Origin of the sequence: Bacteroides sp. MSK.20.12 (assembly GCF_019052435.1) — a bacterium.
In the GTDB taxonomy this organism is placed as follows: Bacteria; Bacteroidota; Bacteroidia; order Bacteroidales; family Bacteroidaceae; genus Bacteroides; species Bacteroides xylanisolvens.
In genome coordinates this window covers 122,037-141,787 of the sequence record NZ_JAHQVH010000004.1, presented here as the reverse complement: position 1 = coordinate 141,787, position 19,751 = coordinate 122,037, and the positions used below count along the sequence as shown (strand labels likewise).

The 19,751-nt window shown below is 48.9% G+C and carries 19 protein-coding genes; 17 read left to right on the top strand and 2 right to left on the bottom strand.

Annotated elements, in window-relative coordinates:
* Positions 1–20: 20 nt before the first annotated feature.
* The gene (locus KTR06_RS03735; RefSeq protein WP_004316029.1) at positions 21–536 is read right to left on the bottom strand and encodes a sigma-70 family RNA polymerase sigma factor; all 516 of its coding nucleotides are present in this window, start codon (positions 534–536) and stop codon (positions 21–23) included.
* A gap of 186 nt (positions 537–722) precedes the next feature.
* Entirely contained in the window at positions 723–3,494 is a 2,772-nt protein-coding gene (locus tag KTR06_RS03730) for a two-component regulator propeller domain-containing protein (protein WP_217289967.1), read from the bottom strand.
* A gap of 329 nt (positions 3,495–3,823) precedes the next feature.
* Here KTR06_RS03730 and KTR06_RS03725 point away from each other — a divergent pair, with 329 nt between their 5' ends.
* The 17 genes from KTR06_RS03725 to KTR06_RS03645 all read left to right on the top strand — a co-directional run bounded on the left by KTR06_RS03725 (position 3,824) and on the right by KTR06_RS03645 (position 19,749).
* Positions 3,824–4,969 (top strand): site-specific integrase, encoded by a 1,146-nt coding sequence (locus KTR06_RS03725; protein ID WP_008782506.1) that lies wholly within the window; start codon positions 3,824–3,826, stop codon positions 4,967–4,969.
* 199 nt (positions 4,970–5,168) lie between these two features.
* Complete coding sequence (locus KTR06_RS03720) at positions 5,169–5,873, top strand: hypothetical protein (protein WP_008782505.1); 705 nt, start codon at positions 5,169–5,171, stop codon at positions 5,871–5,873.
* 179 nt (positions 5,874–6,052) lie between these two features.
* The gene (locus KTR06_RS03715; RefSeq protein ID WP_004320431.1) at positions 6,053–6,448 is read left to right on the top strand and encodes a helix-turn-helix domain-containing protein; all 396 of its coding nucleotides are present in this window, start codon (positions 6,053–6,055) and stop codon (positions 6,446–6,448) included.
* Entirely contained in the window at positions 6,426–7,526 is a 1,101-nt protein-coding gene (locus KTR06_RS03710) for an AAA family ATPase (RefSeq protein ID WP_008782504.1), read from the top strand. Before KTR06_RS03715 ends, KTR06_RS03710 begins: the two co-directional genes overlap by 23 nt.
* A 102-nt stretch (positions 7,527–7,628) precedes the next feature.
* Positions 7,629–8,516: a toprim domain-containing protein gene (locus KTR06_RS03705; protein ID WP_008782503.1), complete on the top strand. Its 888-nt coding sequence runs from the start codon at positions 7,629–7,631 to the stop codon at positions 8,514–8,516.
* Between the two features lie 243 nt (positions 8,517–8,759).
* On the top strand, positions 8,760–9,203 hold the full coding sequence (locus KTR06_RS03700; RefSeq protein WP_128712299.1) for a hypothetical protein: 444 nt from the start codon (positions 8,760–8,762) through the stop codon (positions 9,201–9,203).
* A gap of 1 nt (position 9,204) precedes the next feature.
* Positions 9,205–9,531 carry a DUF4134 domain-containing protein gene (locus KTR06_RS03695; protein WP_016278145.1) on the top strand — a complete coding sequence of 109 codons (327 nt, stop codon included), beginning with the start codon at positions 9,205–9,207 and terminating at the stop codon, positions 9,529–9,531.
* A 54-nt stretch (positions 9,532–9,585) separates the two neighbouring features.
* Positions 9,586–9,963: a DUF4134 domain-containing protein gene (locus KTR06_RS03690; protein ID WP_008669756.1), complete on the top strand. Its 378-nt coding sequence runs from the start codon at positions 9,586–9,588 to the stop codon at positions 9,961–9,963.
* Positions 9,964–9,978: 15 nt separating this feature from the next.
* Positions 9,979–10,275 (top strand): DUF4133 domain-containing protein, encoded by a 297-nt coding sequence (locus tag KTR06_RS03685; protein ID WP_217289966.1) that lies wholly within the window; start codon positions 9,979–9,981, stop codon positions 10,273–10,275.
* 111 nt (positions 10,276–10,386) lie between these two features.
* Positions 10,387–13,095: a conjugal transfer protein TraG gene (locus KTR06_RS03680; protein WP_217289965.1), complete on the top strand. Its 2,709-nt coding sequence runs from the start codon at positions 10,387–10,389 to the stop codon at positions 13,093–13,095.
* 11 nt (positions 13,096–13,106) lie between these two features.
* The gene (locus KTR06_RS03675) at positions 13,107–15,653 is read left to right on the top strand and encodes a hypothetical protein (RefSeq protein ID WP_008669752.1); all 2,547 of its coding nucleotides are present in this window, start codon (positions 13,107–13,109) and stop codon (positions 15,651–15,653) included.
* The gene (locus tag KTR06_RS03670; protein ID WP_008669750.1) at positions 15,650–16,375 is read left to right on the top strand and encodes a hypothetical protein; all 726 of its coding nucleotides are present in this window, start codon (positions 15,650–15,652) and stop codon (positions 16,373–16,375) included. Before KTR06_RS03675 ends, KTR06_RS03670 begins: the two co-directional genes overlap by 4 nt.
* An 18-nt stretch (positions 16,376–16,393) precedes the next feature.
* The gene (locus KTR06_RS03665) at positions 16,394–17,155 is read left to right on the top strand and encodes a DUF5045 domain-containing protein (RefSeq protein WP_008669748.1); all 762 of its coding nucleotides are present in this window, start codon (positions 16,394–16,396) and stop codon (positions 17,153–17,155) included.
* 12 nt (positions 17,156–17,167) lie between these two features.
* Complete coding sequence (locus KTR06_RS03660; protein WP_008645383.1) at positions 17,168–18,301, top strand: membrane protein; 1,134 nt, start codon at positions 17,168–17,170, stop codon at positions 18,299–18,301.
* A gap of 41 nt (positions 18,302–18,342) precedes the next feature.
* A complete protein-coding gene (locus tag KTR06_RS03655; protein WP_004301340.1) occupies positions 18,343–18,738 on the top strand; it encodes a hypothetical protein in 396 nt (131 codons plus the stop codon).
* A gap of 3 nt (positions 18,739–18,741) precedes the next feature.
* Entirely contained in the window at positions 18,742–19,356 is a 615-nt protein-coding gene (gene traK / locus KTR06_RS03650; protein ID WP_008669744.1) for a conjugative transposon protein TraK, read from the top strand.
* 12 nt (positions 19,357–19,368) lie between these two features.
* Entirely contained in the window at positions 19,369–19,749 is a 381-nt protein-coding gene (locus KTR06_RS03645) for a hypothetical protein (RefSeq protein ID WP_004301338.1), read from the top strand.
* The last annotated feature ends 2 nt before the right edge of the window (positions 19,750–19,751 follow it).

The following is a 19,751-nucleotide window of genomic DNA, read 5'->3' as shown; positions in this document are numbered from 1 at the left end:
TTATACTATTTATTCTAATATTAGATACACTGTTGGATATACTCACGGATTTCTTTCCGACTGATAAATAAGTGGTTTTCCACCGTACGGGAAGAAATTCCCAATTGGGCGGCAATATCAGCCGAGGATTTATTTTCGAAACGACTCATGATATAAATCTTCCGACGTTGTTCAGGAAGCTGATTGGCTCTCTCCCATTCGCATGTCAATAGATTATTGGCAATAATCTGGCTCTCCACTTCATTGGTACAAGTAGGAATCCGGTCGAAAAGATAGGAAGTTACTTCTTGAGCTTTGTAAAAACGACGCAAATAGTCCGTTACCAGATTCCGGCAAATCGCGAATATAAAATGTTTCACTGTTTCCGGACACAATATCTGCTTATAGTCCATCAAACGCAAAAAGACATCTTGTGACAGGTCTTTTGCTTCTTCGTCCTTACCTATTTTATAATAGATATAAAGATAAACGGAATGATGATAACTCTTATAAGAGTCAGCAACCAGTTGAGTGGATTTCATGTTTATATTTTCCATTGCTTAGATTTTTGTTTATCATTACGCTGGCAAATATAAATGGTAAATACGGAAAAGAAACAATAAAAAAGGGCGGATAGATTTCATCCTATTGGAAGGGAAACAGAAGTCATATTATCTACTGATAATCAACTAATTAAACAATAGCAAGCTAGAGTCTCAAATTATTATATGAGACTCCGGCAATCAATCTTCATTAGTTCGTCCTATACTTTGGACGTATTCGTTCGGGGTTATTCCGGTCGTCTTTTTAAAATAACGGAAAAAGGAAGTACGAGAACTAAAACCACACAGTTCAGCTAAAGCACTTAAGGTATATTTTGAATATTCATCCTCATTAAGCAATCGTTTAAACTCAGCTATGCGGTAATCATTCAGATAATCATAATAATTCTTGTTCAAGAACTGATTAAACACGTAGGACAATGTATATGGAGAGACGTTCAGCACTGACGCCAAATCCGCAATCTTTAAATCAGGGTTAACATACAGTCTTTTTTCCTGCATCAGCATGTCCAGTTCGTTTGCCAGCCGATGACATTCTTCCATACTCACATTGCTCTTTCTGTATTTTTCTTCAACTACCGGTTTCCCGGTTTCTATGGCGTCCACCGCAAGAGCCGGAGAGTTCTTTTTTCTCCGGTAATAAGCATAGCTTAAGCATATTATTGCAATCAATAATAGAATTGTTCCCCATAAGGTCGCGTTAAAAGAGGAAGCAATAGTCACTGATAAACAGATTTCCGAACCGGGCTCACCAATCCGACGGATTTTGAATTGATATTTCCCGGAAGACAAGTCATAATAGGTCAGTTCGGATTTACCACCCAACAACTGCCAATCATCATCCATCCCTTCCATTTTATATTCATAAGACATATATGCAGGATCGGAATAGGTAAATCCGGAGAAACAGATAGTCAGATTCTTGTGCGACGATTCCAAAGAGACTTTATAGAGATGCTGTTCTCTCTGTATAGCAGGATGATAAGGTTCTTTACCATTCACATATACATCTGTAATAGCCAGGGGATAACTGTTTTCTTCATTTATATCACGTAAATCCCTGGTCAAATAAATCAATCCTTTGGAATTGCCAAACCAGATTGTTCCCGAAGCATCTATAACAGGGCAACAGGTAATAAAAACAGAACTCGGTAATCCATCCACAAAAGTATAAGGAACAATTGTACTTTTTTTATCATAACGGTACAGGCCCAGATTCGTACCAATCCACAGCCACCCTTCACGGTCTTCGATCATAAACATGGCATCTTTCCCTTCCAAAAGAGTGCCCGGCTGGAATCTTCGGAAATGAGTCATTGACAAATCGGAAATAAAAATAGGGCCTTTATCCGGAAGGAAATAGAGCTCGTGGGAAGAATCTTCATATACTGTCCTGATTTTCTCTTTATGTATAAAGCCTTCGGGGAATATATCTGATTTGATACTACGAGTGGAAGGATCCCAAATACATAAACCGGTAGCCGTACAAATCCAGCCCTTTCCTGTAGAATCAAAGCATATATCAAGCACATTCCCTTCCGGAAGTTTGGAGTTCGAACTGGTATAGTGATTGAGTTGTTCGCCATCTTTATACTGATACAAGCCCATTGAAGTGGCAATCCACAGACAACCGTCATTGTCCGACTTGATGCAGAAAACATGCCCTTTCACAAAAGGAGTCTCCGAAGGTTCAAAATCATGGATAGTTAATGTAGAAGAATCCAGTATATACATGCCACCACCATACGTACCGATATAATACTTTCCTTGAAACGGGTAAATGCACATTATCATATTAGAGCGTAATTGGGGTGACTTGAAACTCCTAAAACGCCGTTTCGTCTCATCAACATAGAAGAGGCCATTGCGGGAACCTATCAATCTTTCATTCTCATTGATAGCTATAGCCCGTACCGGTATGTCTTTTGAATCAAAATAAGGAGAATAAGAATAGGTAGAGAAAAGCCCGCTCTGATACAGTGTATAATCAAGTCCCAACTGATAGAATCCAACCCATATCAATCCTTCCCTGTCCACCAGCAATGAATAGACAGAGTTAGAGCGGATTCCGCCATTAGTACCGGGTTCATAGCGGAAAGATTTCATAACCTTATTTTCCTTGACAGATACAAAATGTACTCCATTTCCGTCTGTTCCAACATAAAGTATATCTTTTCCGTCACCCGACAAAGAAGAAATTACATTGCATCCCAAATCAATCCAATTATCCCTGAACTTCCCTGTCGGTATATCGTAAACAACCACTCCATGTTCCATTGTCCCTAAATAGAGCCTGGAACCAATTCGTGCCATTTTTCGATAAGTATAATCCTGGCTATCATTGTCACCGCATGGACATAAAGTTATTTTTCGGGTAGACAGATTCATTGAATATAGTTTGGAGCGGGTCAGAATCCATAATGTATCTTTTTCTCCCATATTCAAATCGACTATGAAATTATCCGATGACCACATATCCGCATTGATAGTAATCTGCTCCAATTCATTATTTTTGCAGACAAACAATCCTTTTTCGCTGCCAATATATAAGGTTCCCTGCGCATCGGTCAATAAAGAACGAACTCCGAATTTTATCACTTCAGCAACAAACGGTTCTAATTTACCGGATTCTTTATTTATCCGCCAAAGGCCCATATCGTTTCCCACCCAAATCCGGTTGCCTTGCGTTTCTGCAATCACATTCACCCATTTCAGTTTCTCATCATCTCCGAATATCGGATAATGCTTGAAACGGAAGCCATCAAAACATTCAACTGACGTAGCTGTTCCAATCCAAAGATAACCTACGGAGTCTTTATACAAGGCACTGACCGTTAAATCAGATAATCCATTTGTTTCTGACAGACCACGAAAGGAATAAGAAATCGGATAGGCAGACAGAGAAAGAGAAATAAATATAAGGCTTGTTATATGTCGTATCAGATTATTCATAGGATTTATATTTGATGAAACAATGCAAACCTACATAAAATATCCCGAATTTTATGTAGGTTTATACAAAAACAAAACACACTCCTCAATAAAAATGAGTGTTAATTTACCAGATTTACACATCATATGCACAGAATGAAAATAACATCCAATAAAGTGATAATATATATGTTGTAAATCAGTATTTTATAAACGTCTTTTTATTTTCGGTTGTTTTCAGAACTTTCAGTAGATTGGTTCTTATTTGGTGCAATTTTGTTTCTCATTTGTTTCTCAAATTCGATACTTATCCGTATATTTGCAGTAGAAAAAATGAGAAAGGAATCCCTATGGCACGAGTTAAGAATCATACAAAAGTCAAAGAGCCGATTCGTCTTCGGATGAAGTCGCTGAGCAATGGCAGCAAGAGCCTGTATCTGGATATATACCGCGACGGAAAGCGGACATATGAATACCTCAAGATGTATATTATCCCGGAAACGGATAGCAACTCCCGCAGGCAGAATCAGGCGACAATGGACGCCGCCAATGCCATCAAGTCGAAGCGTATTATCGAACTGACCAGTAATGAGGCTGGGATTGTGTTCCGTAAGGACAAGACTTTCCTGCTGGATTGGATGCAGGTTTATATGGAGGCTCAAGAGAGTGCCGGTAAGAAAGATGGCAGTCAGATCAAGATTGCCATGCGCATACTGAAAGACTATGCCGGAGAAATGGTCACACTGGATCAGATTGACGGGGACTTCTGTCGTGGCTACATCACTTATCTGCTGACGGAATATCATCCGAAAGGCAAGGACATATCGAACTACACGCTTCACAATTATTACCGTGCGTTGAACGGTGCGTTGAACTCTGCCGTCAGGAAGAAAAAGATGAAGGCCAACCCTTTCAACGAACTTGAGAAGTCGGAGAAAATCCGCAAGCCGGAGAGTATGCGGTCGTACATGACCATCGAAGAGGTACAGGCGTTAATTGATACTCCTATGCCCCACGAGGAATACGAGATCGTAAAATGCGCATATCTGTTCTCCTGCTTCTGCGGATTACGCATCAGCGATATAATCAAGCTGAAATGGAGTGACGTGTTCGTTGACCGGGGACAGTACCGTTTGGCCGTGTCCATGAAAAAGACCAAAGAGCCTATTTACCTGCCCCTCTCTCCTGAAGCATTGAAGTGGATGCCGGAACGTGGGGGCAAATCATCAGAAGATAATGTGTTCGACCTGCCGTCCGCCAATACAATCAGGATGCAGCTCAAACCTTGGGCGAAAGCAGCCGGAATCTCTAAGCGGTTCTCCTATCACACCAGCCGGCATACGTTTGCCACCATGATGCTGACGCTCGGAGCGGACTTATATACCGTCTCGAAGCTGCTCGGTCATGCCGATGTGAAAATGACACAGGTGTATGCCAAGATTATCAATAAGAAAAAGGACGAGGCTGTGAATCTTGTAAACGGTTTGTTTCACTAATTGAAGGCATTATGTGGTCCATGTCTAATTTACAAACATCTATTTACGGCATTTCTTCGGTTGTAAATGCAACCGAAGTTAATGCTTTCATCACATATTATAAACTCAAAAAGGTAAATCGACATGAAAAGACCTGAAGACGGCCTTCTCTCTTTTTGGAGGAAGCCAACACCTGCAGCACTTCGCTGCGGACAAGGATGTGGCGAATGAACTTTTCGCCCTGCTTACCGAAGCAAAAACAGTTTATCTCCACGATGTTGTGTTGGGTGGTAAACAGTACCACCGCTATGTGGACGATTTCGTAAACGGACACCGGTACATAGACTGTGACCATGCGGCCTGCCGGAACTGCCACGAAATGAACATCCACATTGTCAAGGGGCTGCTGACCGAGTGCGCCAGTTCCGTCCAGCCCTGCTTTGCCGCACCGGATTTCACGTTTAATGAGTGCATGAAGTTGAAACGGATGTATGACACCTCGGAATCGTTGTCTCCGCTTGGTCCACCCCGTATCAACCGACCTGCGGCTCTCTCTCTTTCTTTTGGTTGTGATTTTACCCCGGAACAGATGGAAGGTATAGTGGCTTGCGCCAATACTTATCATCTGTTCTGTGTTTCTGTACGCATTGAAGACATGGAGGCTCTCTTCGCCTGCAAGAAGGGTTTTTCCATCCGCGTGAACAATATCCGCCGTGTGGTAATCCTGTTCGATGCGCTTCTTGAAAACTCGTTCATCCAATCTCGGTGGCAGAATGTTCTCGGCAAGGGTGCATTCCTGCAGTCCAAGGACGGGACACGCTCCGTTTCGGTGTCAACCCTGTCTTCCGCGCTGTCATCCATCAAGAACAACATGACATCGGTCGCATACAGCATCCGAAAGGTCATTGATCGGCTGAAAGAATGACAGAAAGTGACAAGAAGCGAAGTATGTGAAAGGTAAAAGCATGAGAGTTACAATGACACGTGCATAGTATCATTCCCCAAATCACGACATCTTCGTTTACAGGACATACCTTTGACCTCCGTTAGCGCGCTGCATAACGGAGGTTTCATCTCCATTGTCAAAAATCAAACTGTGTTATTATGCCGAATAGAATGACATTCATGGAGCGGATGAGCGGACGGCTCGCCGCCATTGAATCGGTACTGAAGAAATTGGAACCGGTCGAAAGTCTCTTGGAGCGTATTACGCTGCTGGAAAATACCATCTTCACGACCAAGAGAGTTTTCACATTTCAGGAAGCCTGCATGTATATCGGGGTTTCTGAAAGTATGCTGTACAAGCTCACATCGAGCAAGGAGATACCGCACTACAAACCGCGCGGTAAAATGGTCTATTTCGCCAAGGAGGAATTGGACGAATGGCTGTTGCAGAATTATGAACCTACCATGAACGAGGCTGTGCGCAGGGTGACGGAAGCCGCTGCCACAGAACCGTTCCTTAACAAGAGACGCTATGGAAAACGAAAGAAGGATTGACCGCACAACCAGCATGGGGATGGATGAACACCGCCTGTCGGACATCCTCCATGCCTCGCAAATCAAGGCGACGGACATTTATGAGACCCCTCCGCAAATCATCTGGATAGATAACTCAACGATTGCCACGCTCGGCAATTTCAGTGCATCGACCGGCAAGGCGAAATCGAAAAAGACGTTCAACGTCTCTGCGCTTGTCGCCGCATCATTGGCGGGGAAACAAGTATTGAATTACCGTGCACATCTGCCCGAAGGCAAACAGCGTATTCTGTACGTCGATACGGAACAGAGCCGTTTCCATTGCCGCTCGGTATTGGAGCGTATATTGCGGCTGGCCGGGTTGCCCACGACGACCGATCCGGAGAATCTCGATTTTTTCTGCCTGCGTGAATATTCGCCGTCAGTGCGTATCGAGGTCATCGACTATGCGCTGCGCCAACAGAAAGGCTACGGACTGGTCATCATCGACGGCATTCGCGACCTGATGCTCGACATCAATAATGCCGGTGAATCGGTGGAAGTCATCAACCGGATGATGGAATGGTCTTCGAAATACGACCTGCACATCCACTGTGTGCTTCATTTGAACAAAGGGGACAACAACGTGCGCGGACATATCGGAACGGAAATGAGCAACAAGGCGGAGACCGTGCTGGTCATCAGCAAGAGCAACGAGAATCCCGGCATCAGCGAAGTCCATGCGCTCCATATCCGGGAAAAAGAGTTCAAGCCGTTTGCATTTACCATCAATGAAACAGGACTGCCCGTCATTGCGGAAGTACACTCGTTTGGCGAGCCCCCGAAGCCCAAAGCAAGAACGGGGTTTACGGAGCTGAGCATCGAACAGCACCGCGAAGCTCTCTCCGCCGCATTCGGGGAAAAGCCCATCCGGGGATTCGACAACCTGCTGCAGAGCCTGATGGTCTCCTACGAGGCAATCGGGTTCAAACGCGGCCGGAGTGTCATGATAAAACTGATGCAATACCTGATAGACAACCTCAAGCTCATCATCAAACGGGACAAGTTGTTCTATTACGACATGACGCCTACCGAGGCCATGCTTTTTAATGAAGAATGAAGTCGTGCGCGGGCTTATATCATTTAGTTTACTTTAGTATTTATATATATAGGGGAAAAACTAAACTAAACCTTTTTTTGAAATCAAGAGAAAGAAAAATAGATGACCATAGCAGAAGCAAAACAAGTACGCATCGTGGATTTTCTGGCACAGCTCGGCCACCATGCACAGCATATAAAATCGGAACAATACTGGTACTTCTCACCGTTACGGAACGAGCGTACCCCGTCGTTCAAGGTAAATGACCGAATCAATGAATGGTACGATTTCGGCGAGGCGACCGGTGGCGACTTGGTGGAACTGACAAAAAACATTTGCCGGACGGACAGCGTGAGCGAGGCATTGGCGTATATCGAGAGGCTTGTGAATGGCGCATCTCTACCGAGAACCCGTATGCCGACCGCTCCACCCCGACCGGTGGAGGCTGAAATGAAAGACGTGATCGTGATTCCACTCCGCCATCACGCCCTGTTCTCTTACCTCCAATCCCGGCTTATCGACGCGGACATCGGCCGTATGTATTGCAAGGAGGTGCATTATGAGCTGCGAGGCCGTCATTACTTCGCTCTCGCATTCGGCAATATATCCGGTGGTTACGAGGTGCGCAACGCCTATTACAAGGGATGCCTGAACAACAAGGACATCTCATTGATAAGACATCTGACAGAAGAGACACAGGAAAATGTCTGTGTTTTCGAGGGCTTCATGGATTTCCTTTCCTATATGACACTGAAACTGGCAGGCGACCGGACGGTCTGTCTTGCCATACCATGCGACTACCTCGTGATGAACTCGGTAAACAACTTGAAAAAGACGCTGGCACGTTTACAGGAATATTCGGTCATCCACTGTTATCTCGACAATGACCTTGCCGGGCAGAGAACCACAGAGACCATTGCCGGGATGTATGATGGACGTGTCAGCGATGAATCCTGCCACTATGCGGAATACAAAGACCTGAACGATTACCTGCGCGGAAAGAAACGCTGATATTCTGTGTTCTCCTTTGCCACCTAAAGCTCTCCACCACGAGAGCTTTTTTTATGCCCCGATTTCTCCATTTCCCTCCATAGAGACTGCAATATAGTACGATTTAATAGTTCGATTTTTGGAAATTACATAAATCTCATTAACGAAATAGATGTTTAATGCTCAATTATTTTATGGTTTTATATTTCGTGCGTTTCTTTGCAAAATCATACTAATACAAATTTTAATATTCATACTAAATACATGAACTCATATTTCATTTTTGCCATCGTCCTGACGGTTGCCTACATCATTTACTACGCCGTCATCATAGCGCATGACCTCTACGGGAAAAAGGGGACGGACAAACCGAACGAGGAAGTTTTCGACCTCGGCGCACCGGAAGAGGAAGAGAGTGTGGCTGTCACGGAAAGCGAGACCGGCTTCTGTATCGGTAGCGAGAACTACGAGACGGAAAGTACGGCTACCTCTTCCGAAACATCCCCTGAGGATGTCAAGGACAAACCGGGAACGGCGCAGGAGAAACTGGAACGGCTGAAGGCCGAGGCGGAGGAACAGATGGAAGAGACCACGCCTTACCTGTCGGACGCACGCACGTCGGAGGAGATGTACAAGGCTATGATTTTCAAGGGACGGTTAGACAACCGGCCGGAAATAAAGTGGAACCCAATTCAAGACCGGTTGTGAGATGTCGAAAGCTAAAAAGATTCTATGTGCGCTGTGCCTCCCGTTCCCCTACACGGCTTTTGCCAAAAGCGGCAGCGTGAACTATAGCTGGGGAGCGGATGCGTTGGCCACGATGCACGACTTCGTGGTGACGATGATGCTATATGTCCAGTATATCTGTTGCGCCATAGCCGGAGTTTACGTTATCGTGTCCGTCTGTCAGATATATATCAAGATGAACACGGGCGAGGACGGCATCACCAAGTCGATAATGACGCTTGTCGGCGCGTGCCTGTTCCTGATTGGGGCATTCTATGTTTTCCCGGCTTTTTTCGGCTACCGCATATAACCTTACTTGTATCAGGTCGCAGACAAATAAAGTATTCACTAAAAAAGTAAACGTATGTTTCAGAAAACCAAACAACTGTGCCGAAAGGCATTCGGATTCGTCAACAGAATCCCCACCAAAGTAATGATGTTCTCCTTCATGCTGCTGTCCGGCATGGTAGCGAAAGCGCAGAACTCCGCAGGCGACTATTCCGCCGGTACGAGCGCATTATCCACTGTCGCCGAGGAGATTGCCAAGTATGTGCCTATTATGGTGAAATTGTGCTACGCCATTGCCGGCGTTGTGGCCATCGTGGGTGCAATCTCGGTATATATCGCCATGAACAACGAGGAGCAGGACGTCAAGAAGAAGATCATGATGGTCGTGGGAGCCTGCATCTTCCTCATTGCGGCGGCCAAGGCGTTGCCTCTGTTCTTCGGTATTGCCGCTTAAACATCAAGGACGAGTATGAAAGGTAAGGACGAACGTTATCCGGACTACCCGCTGTTCAAGGGACTGCAACGGCCTCTTGAGTTTTTGGGCATCCAAGGCCGGTACATATATTGGGCGGCGGTGACGACGTGCGGAGCCATTATCGGCTTTGTCGCCGCCTACTGCCTACTCGGTTTCATTGCCGGGCTTGTCGTGCTGGCAGCCACCGTAGCAGTTGGTATCGTGCTCATCCTCCTCAAACTGCGGAAAGGACTGCATAGCAAGAAGGTCGCTCCGGGTGTGTATGTGTATGCCCACTCGCGCAAGATCTGACGAAAGAAAAACCATCACGGCAATGTGCATGGCTTTATTGATTGTTGAACGCGGGCGGGTTTGTCTTGAAGCAAGGCGAACCTGCCCCTATTTAATTACACGTATATCGAAATGACCCTATACATCATTTTATGTTTTGTCGCTTTGTGCGCTGGTATGGCCTTGTCGGTTTATGCGTTCGGTACGGGCGGCAAGCGCAAGAGAATCTTTCAGGACATCTATTTCTCGGCGGAGGAAACGGACGGTGTGGGTGTGCTGTATACCAAGACCGGCGAATACTCCGCCGTACTTAAGATAGAGAATCCGGTACAGAAATATTCGGCGGACATTGACAGTTACTACGACTTCACGCACCTGTTCACCGCCCTTGCGCAGACGTTGGGCGAAGGGTACGCCATCCACAAGCAAGACATCTTCGTCCGGAAACAGTTTGCAAGCGAACCGGCTGACGGACAGGAGTTCCTGTCTTCATCCTATTTCCGTTATTTCAAGGGATGTCCCTACACGGACAGCCTTTGCTACCTGACCATCACGCAAGAGGCGAAGAAAAGCCGTCTGTTCTCGTTCGATAGCAAAAAGTGGCGCGACTTCCTTGTGAAAATCCGCAAAGTACACGACCAGTTGCGTGACGGCGGCGTACAGGCCAGATTCCTGAACAAAGCCGAAGCGAGCGAGTACGTCGATCGTTACTTCGCCATGAACTTCAAAGACCGCACCGTGTCGATGACGAACTTCAAGGCGGACGATGAAACCGTGTCGATGGGCGACAAACGCTGCAAGGTGTATAGCCTCGTGGACGTGGACTGTGCAGCACTGCCCTCACTGGTACGTCCGTACACGAATATCGAGGTCAACAACACGGAAATGCCTGTCGATTTGGTGTCGGTGGTGGACAGCATCCCGAACGCCGAGACGGTAGTCTATAACCAAATCATCTTCCTGCCCAACCAGAAGCGTGAGTTGTCGCTGCTCGACAAAAAGAAGAACCGCCACGCGAGCATTCCCAATCCGAACAACCAGATGGCTGTCGAGGACATCAAGCGTGTACAAGAAGTCATCGCCCGTGAGAGCAAGCAACTGGTATATACACACTTCAACATGGTGGTGGCCGTGTCTGCCGGTGCAGACCTGCAAAAGTGTACGAACCATCTGGAAAACGCATTCGGACGCATGGGCATCCATATCAGCAAGCGGGCGTACAACCAACTGGAGCTGTTCGTCGGTTCGTTTCCGGGCAACTGCTACACGCTCAATGAGGAATACGACCGTTTCCTGACCCTTTCCGATGCGGCGATGTGCCTGATGTACAAGGAGCGTGTGCTGCACAGTGAGGAAACACCGCTGAAGATTTACTACACCGACCGTCAGGGCGTGCCGGTGGCTATCGACATCACGGGAAAAGAGGGAAAGAATAAACTGACTGATAATTCCAATTTTTTCTGTTTGGGGCCATCGGGTAGTGGCAAGAGCTTTCATATCAACTCGGTCGTGCGCCAGCTCCATGAGCAGGGAACGGATGTGGTCATGGTCGATACGGGAAACTCATACGAGGGACTGTGCGAGTATCTGGGCGGCAAGTATATCTCCTATACCGAGGAACGGCCTATCACGATGAATCCGTTTCGCATCAACCGGGAGGAATACAACATCGAGAAGATAGACTTCCTCAAGAACCTTATCCTGATGATTTGGAAAGGGGCGGACAGCCAGATTCCCGAAATCGAGTTCCGCATTGTCGAGCAGATAATCATAGACTACTATGATGCCTATTTCAACGGATTTACAAGATACACCGACGAGCAACGGGAGGTACTGCTGAAAAACCTGTTTGCGGCGGCCAGCCGAAAGAACCCAAACAAACCACCCAGAGAGGTGGATGAGATGGTGCGCAAACAGATAGAGGTGCTTGAGGCACGGCGGGCGGCTCTCAAAGTGTCGGAACTGAACTTCAACTCATTCTTTGACTACTCATTCGACCGTCTGGAGCAGATCTGCACCGAAAATGACATCACGACAATCAGCTACTCGACCTATTCGACCATGCTGCAGCCGTTCTACAAGGGAGGCGCGTATGAGAAGATTCTCAATGAGAATGTGGATTCTGCACTGTTTGACGAGACATTCATCGTCTTCGAGGTGGATGCCATCAAAGAGAACAAGAAACTGTTTCCCATTGTCACACTGATTATTATGGACGTATTCCTGCAGAAAATGCGCATCAAGAAGAACCGCAAAGTCCTTGTCATCGAAGAGGCGTGGAAGGCCATTGCCAGCCCGCTCATGGCGGAATACATCAAGTTCATGTACAAGACCGCCCGTAAATTCTGGGCTTCTGTCGGCGTGGTGACGCAGGAGATACAGGACATCATCGGCAGTGAAATCGTGAAGGAGGCCATCATCAACAACTCGGACGTGGTGATGTTGCTCGACCAGAGCAAATTCAAGGAACGCTTCGATGAAATCCGAAAGATTCTTGGTCTGACCGAGGTGGATTGCAAGAAGATATTTACCATCAACCGCTTGGAGAACAAGGAGGGGCGCAGCTTCTTCCGCGAAGTGTTTATCCGCCGGGGGACGACCAGCGGCGTGTACGGCGTGGAAGAGCCGCACGAGTGCTACATGACCTACACGACCGAACGGGCGGAAAAGGAGGCACTGAAGCTTTACAAGAAGGAACTTCGGTGCAACCACCAGGAAGCTATCGAGGCATATTGCCGGGACTGGGATGCCAGCGGTATCGGGAAGTCCCTGCCTTTCGCACAGAAAGTAAACGAGACGGGGCATGTGCTCAACCTCCGTCCCGCACATGAATCCAAATAAGCATTGCAGCCATGAAACGACTACTCCTTATCCTGACCATCGCCTCGGTCGCACTCTGCCAGACGGTTCACGCCCAGTATTACAGCGTGAACTACGACACCCGTACCGTTGCGGCGATGGTGGCCGCTTTCGGTACGGAAGCGGTCGCCGAAGGGTACTACCGGGAGCAGGTCGATGACATCCTCAAGCACTACACGGCAGCGGAAGTCGCTACCGCCGGGATATTCGCCGCCAAGTTCTTGGAGCATAAAGCCCTGAGCGACCTCGGCATCTGGAACAGCCGCACGGAAAACTACTACTACCAGCGCATCTACCGGATGGTGGCGGAGAAAATCATGCCCAAGATATGGGTGGTGGCGAAGCAGATGCTCCATTCGCCGCAGACGGCTATCTACTGGGGCAGTTACCTGATGAAAGTCTGCGATGATACCAAAAGCCTGTGTATGCAGTTCGAGAGCGTGGTGACCAACAGCACGCTGACCTTTTCGGACATCGCCTTTCTCGAAATCAATCCGGAGATTGCCCCCTTGCTGAAGCTATCCGAAACGGGAAACATCGACTGGCAGCGGATGATGGACAACTTCGCCCGCATACCGGGCAACTTCACGCACGAGAATCTGAGAAGCGACCTCGACAACCTTTATAACACGGGTGTCGGTCTTGCAACGGCTGGCATTGCCAATCTCGGTGACGCCCTGTTGCAAAGCAGCTCGTTCCATGACCTGCTGGGCGGAAAGGTTGAAGAAATCGGCAACCTGTATGAACACTACGGGAGTCTATTCGAGCAGGCGGAACATGACATCGGCGGCCTGCTGATTGACATGGTGGGTGGTCCGGATAACGTAGCCGGTCTGTTCAACTTCAGCAACTACAATCTTACGGCGTGGATGACCGACTACCTGGACGAAGCGATGGGGAACTATTACACGCAGCGGTGGTACATTGCCCGGCGTGACCAAGGGAGCGTATCGCTGTGCGACTACTATCCTCCGACGGACGACAACAGCATCCTGAACGGGGGCGCATGGGTGCGGTTCAACACGAGCGACCCGAATTTCTATCCCAACGCCTCGCAACGGGAACAGGTACTTGCCAATTCGGAAGGATATGCCGGCTGGTCGAGAAGCCGCGTGCGACAGTTGAACGACCAGAACGACGGGTTCAACTACAGCATCAACTATTGGATGAGTGCTTACATCATCAGCAAGAAAAACAAGCAGACCAAAAAGGCATACGCATACGAAATCCATGTGAGCAAAAGCTGGAACAAAGAAGAGGTCGTCTATGAGGAAGTCTTCGATTCCTACTCGATGGACTTGAACACGTTTCGGGCGCAACTGAATGTCCGGCTTGCGGAGTTCAACGAAAACGAGGACGGCTACACCTATTATATATCTTCCGGTGCGCGGAACTATTACCAAGCAACGGACGCCGCCAAATTGAAGGGATGCGAGAGCGTGACCATCAGCGTGACCTGTTCCGACGGGGTTACGCTCGGACAAGGTTCGACACAGTACAAGTGCCGTAAATGCGGTAGTTCGTTGAACGCCCATACCAAGGAGTGCGCCATGCAGACCTCGGTGACGGAAAATAACCTCGACCTTTCGGAACTGGATGCGCTGTTGAATGAGGCGAACAGTCAGGTCGCCAATCTTGAAGCACGAATCGGGACATTGGAAAACGAGAACGCTGTCCTGCTGAAAAAAATCAGTACGGCAAGCATCGAGGATGCGGCGGCCTACCGTCAACAGTACAACGCAAACAAGACGGAGACAGACCGTCTGAAAGGCGAACTCGCGGAGTGGAAAAAGAAACAGTCCGACTATACCCAAGCGAAATCGGAAGCCGCAGACGACAACAGCGTGGCGACGGACGACTATTACCGCATCCCTGCCATCATGCACGACTGCAAGGCGGCATACGGTCTTACTTGGCAGGACGGCGGAGCATGGAACGGCTACTCGTATGTACGCAAGGCGGCCATGCCGAACATCAACGGCATCATCACATTCAAGGCTGCGGTCTCCATTGCCCGTAAGCCGAAATATTTTCTCGGCATAAAAATACACCGTGCCATTATCCAAATCAAGTGGGAACTCACCTCGGCTTATACGGACACGCACGTCGCCGACGTGCTGACCCTTGATCCGGGACTTTCGGATGCGGAAAAGGCCAAACTGGTAAACGACCGGATAGCCGAAATCGCCCGTGAGCATCCGTCCTGTAAAATCACGACGGAATACGCCCGCAGCGCACCGACGGAGGAAACGCCATCAGGCGACGTGTACCATCTGCTGTGGTCGAGCGACCGCCTTGAGATAGCGCGAGAGGTGGACAGCAGAATCACCAAGATATATGCCGACTTGGTATCGCTGGAAAAGATGATGCACTACAAACGGAGCATCCTTGACGTGATGAAGGATGTGCTGCCCGGACTGGACACGGACGAAGGCCGCAGGCTGACACTCGTGGAGGAATGCCATGACCGCTGGGTGGAGAACGCACGGACACTCCGAAACGGAAATAACAGAAATGGCGGAAAGGAGGTGCGGCCATGAAACGAACCATACGGATAGCCCTCGTGCTGTTCGCCCTGCTGCCCGGTATCGCCAAGGCGCAGTGGACTTTCGATATAGTCTCCGTCGAAGCCTACATCAACGACCACAAGAAGCAGCGCAGTCTGCTGTTGGCCCGCAGTACCTTGGAGTACAGCAACAAACTGTTGCACGAGTACAGCAGTAAGGAAGTCGGGAGCTATAAAGAACTGAATATCGACCTTGACCGGTACACCCGTGCGTTCGATGTTATCGACGTCATGTACCAGTCGTTGCGCACGGTGCTGAACGTCAAGAATACCTACACATCGGTCAGCGACCGTATCGGCGACTATAAATCATTGTTGGAGGATTTCAATGCGAAGATCTTGAAACGGGGACGCATCGAATCCGCAGATACCCTGATTATCTCCATCAATGCGAGGGGGCTGAGGGCGATTGCCCGTGAGGGGGAACAGCTCTACAAGTCCGTGAGTGACCTCGTACTGTATGCCACCGGAGCGGCAGCCTGCTCGACCTCCGACCTGCTGATGGTGTTGGAGGCCATCAACCGCTCATTGGACAACATCGAGCGGCATCTGAACCGTGCGTATTTCGAGACATGGCGGTATATACAGGTGCGTATCGGCTATTGGAAGGCAAAGGTATATCGCTCCCGTACCACGCGGGAGATTCTCGATGACGCCTTCGGGCGTTGGCGCGGAGCCGGAAGACTGGATTATTAACGACAAAAAGAGAAGAATATGAACAGAAAACTTTTACTCATGGCGGTGGCGGTCACCATAACGACAGCCGTACACGCACAGTATGTAACGTACAACCATGATTCGCCGAAGCAGAATCAGGTAACGGTCATGGAAACGGGTACGGGCGCACTCTCGCCCGACCTCTATTATTCCGTGCTGCATAACAGGTACAAGAAGTCGGCGGCGGCCAAAAACAAGCTCTCGTTCCGCACGCTTGCCGGTATCAATCTCTACAACCAGGTGGACGAAGCGGAAGCCATTGATTCGGCTTTGGTCAAGCGGGCGAAGGTCGAGGCGTTGAACGTCGCCGACCGGCAGGTGGACATTGCATGGCTCGCCGAGGGCGATAAGGTCAGCGGACAGATGGAACGGTTCCGGCGCAACATCGACCGTATTCTTCTGTCCGGCGGCACTCCGGCTGACAAAGAACGATGGACGGAATACTACCATGTCTATCAGTGTGCCATCGACGCTACGAAAAACGCCTATATGCCTAATGCCCAGCGAAAGAAGGAGTACCTGCGCATTTACGAGGACGTGGCACGGCAGAACGAGATTTTAGTGGGCTACCTTGCCAAGCGTCAGAACGCAACGGCAACGAGCGCACTGCTGAACGCAACGGACAACCGTACCCTGCATAAGGGTGGCATTGTCCGTAATGCCATGAGCCGGTGGCAGGAATCACGCCTTGCGGTGCGTGGCTCGCAATCGGGCGGAAACGGCGAAGATGACAACGAGAGTGTAAACAGAGGGAAATAAAAAGACAGGGCTATGGCAAACGGAGATATACTTTCGGATTTCGGCATCAACCTGTTGGAGGAGGAAATAGATGATGTCATCTTTCAGACCAACGAGTTCTTGACGGACGCCACCTTTACGGGGGCGCAGGGACCGTTCTGGTGGATATTGCAGATGTGCATGGCACTCGCGGCACTGTTCTCCATCGTCATGGCGGCAGGTATCGCCTACAAGATGATGGTAAAGCACGAGCCGTTGGACGTTATGAAGCTGTTTAGGCCGCTTGCCGTGTCGATTATCATCTGCTGGTGGTATCCGCCTGCGGACACGGGTATGGCGGGCAGCCGGAACAACTGGTGTTTTCTGGACTTTCTGTCCTACATCCCGAATTGCATCGGGTCGTACACCCATGACTTGTACGAAGCTGAAGCTTCACAGATATCGGACAGGTTCGAGGAAGTTCAACAGCTCATCCATGTGCGTGACACGATGTACACGAACCTGCAGGCGCAGGCGGATGTCGCCCACACGGGCACATCCGATCCCAATCTGATAGAGGCGACAATGGAGCAGACCGGCGTGGACGAAGTGACGAGCATGGAAAAGGATGCGGCGAAGTTGTGGTTCACATCTTTGACGGCAGGTGTCATCGTGGGGATAGACAAAATCATCATGTTGATTGCCCTCGTGGTGTTCCGAATCGGTTGGTGGGCGACGATTTACTGCCAACAAATCCTGTTGGGAATGCTGACGATTTTCGGACCGATACAGTGGGCGTTCAGTATCCTGCCGAAATGGGAAGGTGCTTGGGCGAAGTGGCTGACACGCTATCTGACGGTGCATTTCTACGGGGCGATGCTCTACTTCGTGGGCTTCTATGTGCTGCTGCTTTTTGACATTGTATTATGTATCCAAATCGAGAACCTGACGGCGATAACCGCCAGCGAGCAGACGATGGCCGCCTACCTGCAAAACTCGTTCTTCTCGGCAGGCTACCTGATGGCGGCTTCGATTGTAGCCCTCAAGTGCCTGAACCTTGTTCCGGACTTGGCGGCATGGATGATACCGGAGGGCGACACGGCATTCTCTACCCGAAACTTCGGCGAGGGCGTGGCACAGCAGGCGAAGATGACGGCAACCGGAGGGTTGGGCGGCATCATGAGATAATCCGCAAAAGATAATATAAACCCAATAAAAATCATAACAACATGAAATTGCAAGAGAAAATCAAAAGTTGGTGCAAGGATGAGAAATTCATGTCCTTTGCACAGGAACGAGCGAGAAAAGAGGTTTGCGAGGTGGCGGAAAACCACCGCATCGACCCGCAGTATGAAGAACTGGACGAAGCCTTCGAGTACGACGACCGGTACATCGCCCCCTTGGTGACGTACCTGACGTACAAGCTGCGTCTTGCCCTGCTGCAGCGGAACGCAGGTAAGCGCAAAAGAGGAATCTGGTGGGTGCTTGTCCACGTGGAGATGCAGGGCTATTACGTGGAGATATTCTCGGCGGAGTTCGAGAATCTTTTGACGGAACTTCGGGATGCGGTCATACCCATGCTGCACACGGAATATGTACAGATGTTGAACGGTAAAAGGGAATAACCGATGGTCATCAAGAATTTGGAAAACAAAATAAGACTGGTGGGCATCATCTGTACCGCTTTTCTCGTGGGATGTGTCATCATCAGCTTGTCAAGTATCTGGACAGCCCGGACGATGGTCTCGGATGCGCAGAAGAAGGTGTATGTGTTGGACGGCAACGTGCCTATCCTCGTGAACCGCACGACAATGGACGAAACGCTTGACGTGGAAGCCAAAAGCCATGTGGAAATGTTCCACCATTATTTTTTCACGTTACCGCCGGATGACAAATACATCCGCTATACGATGGAAAAAGCGATGTATCTGGTGGATGAGACGGGGTTGGCACAATACAACACGCTCAAGGAAAAGGGTTTCTACTCCAACATTTTGGGTACGAGTTCGGTGTTCTCCATCTATTGTGACAGCGTGGCTTTCAACAAGGGGAAGATGGAGTTCACTTACTACGGACGGCAACGCATTGAGCGGCGGAGCAACATCCTCATGCGGGAACTGGTCACGGCGGGGCAACTTAAGCGTGTGCCCCGAACAGAAAACAACCCGCACGGATTGCTTATCGTGAACTGGCGAACCCTGCTGAACAAGGACATCGAACAGAAAACGAAGATCAACTACTAAACAACGGAATTTATGAATATCAAGGGATTCAGGCGGATGCTCTTCGGTGAAAAGATGCCGGACAAGAACGATCCGAAATACAAAGACCGTTACGAGCGGGAGGTGTCCGCTGGACGAAAGTTCGCCCAAGCGACACGCATTGACAAGGCTGCCGCCAAGGTGCAGGGATTCGCCAACGCACACCGGATACTTTTTCTGGTCATCGTCTTTGGTTTCGCTATCGGAGGGTTCACTTGGAACATCTATCGCATTACAATGGCATACCGCAACAGCCGGCCGACACGCACGGCGACGGAAATGCAGGATTCGGTGCTACGGGAAAGACACAAGAGGCTGCAAGGGGGTGAAATAAGGGAAAATCGGAACGAGAACAAGAAATATGAACCGCAATAAAG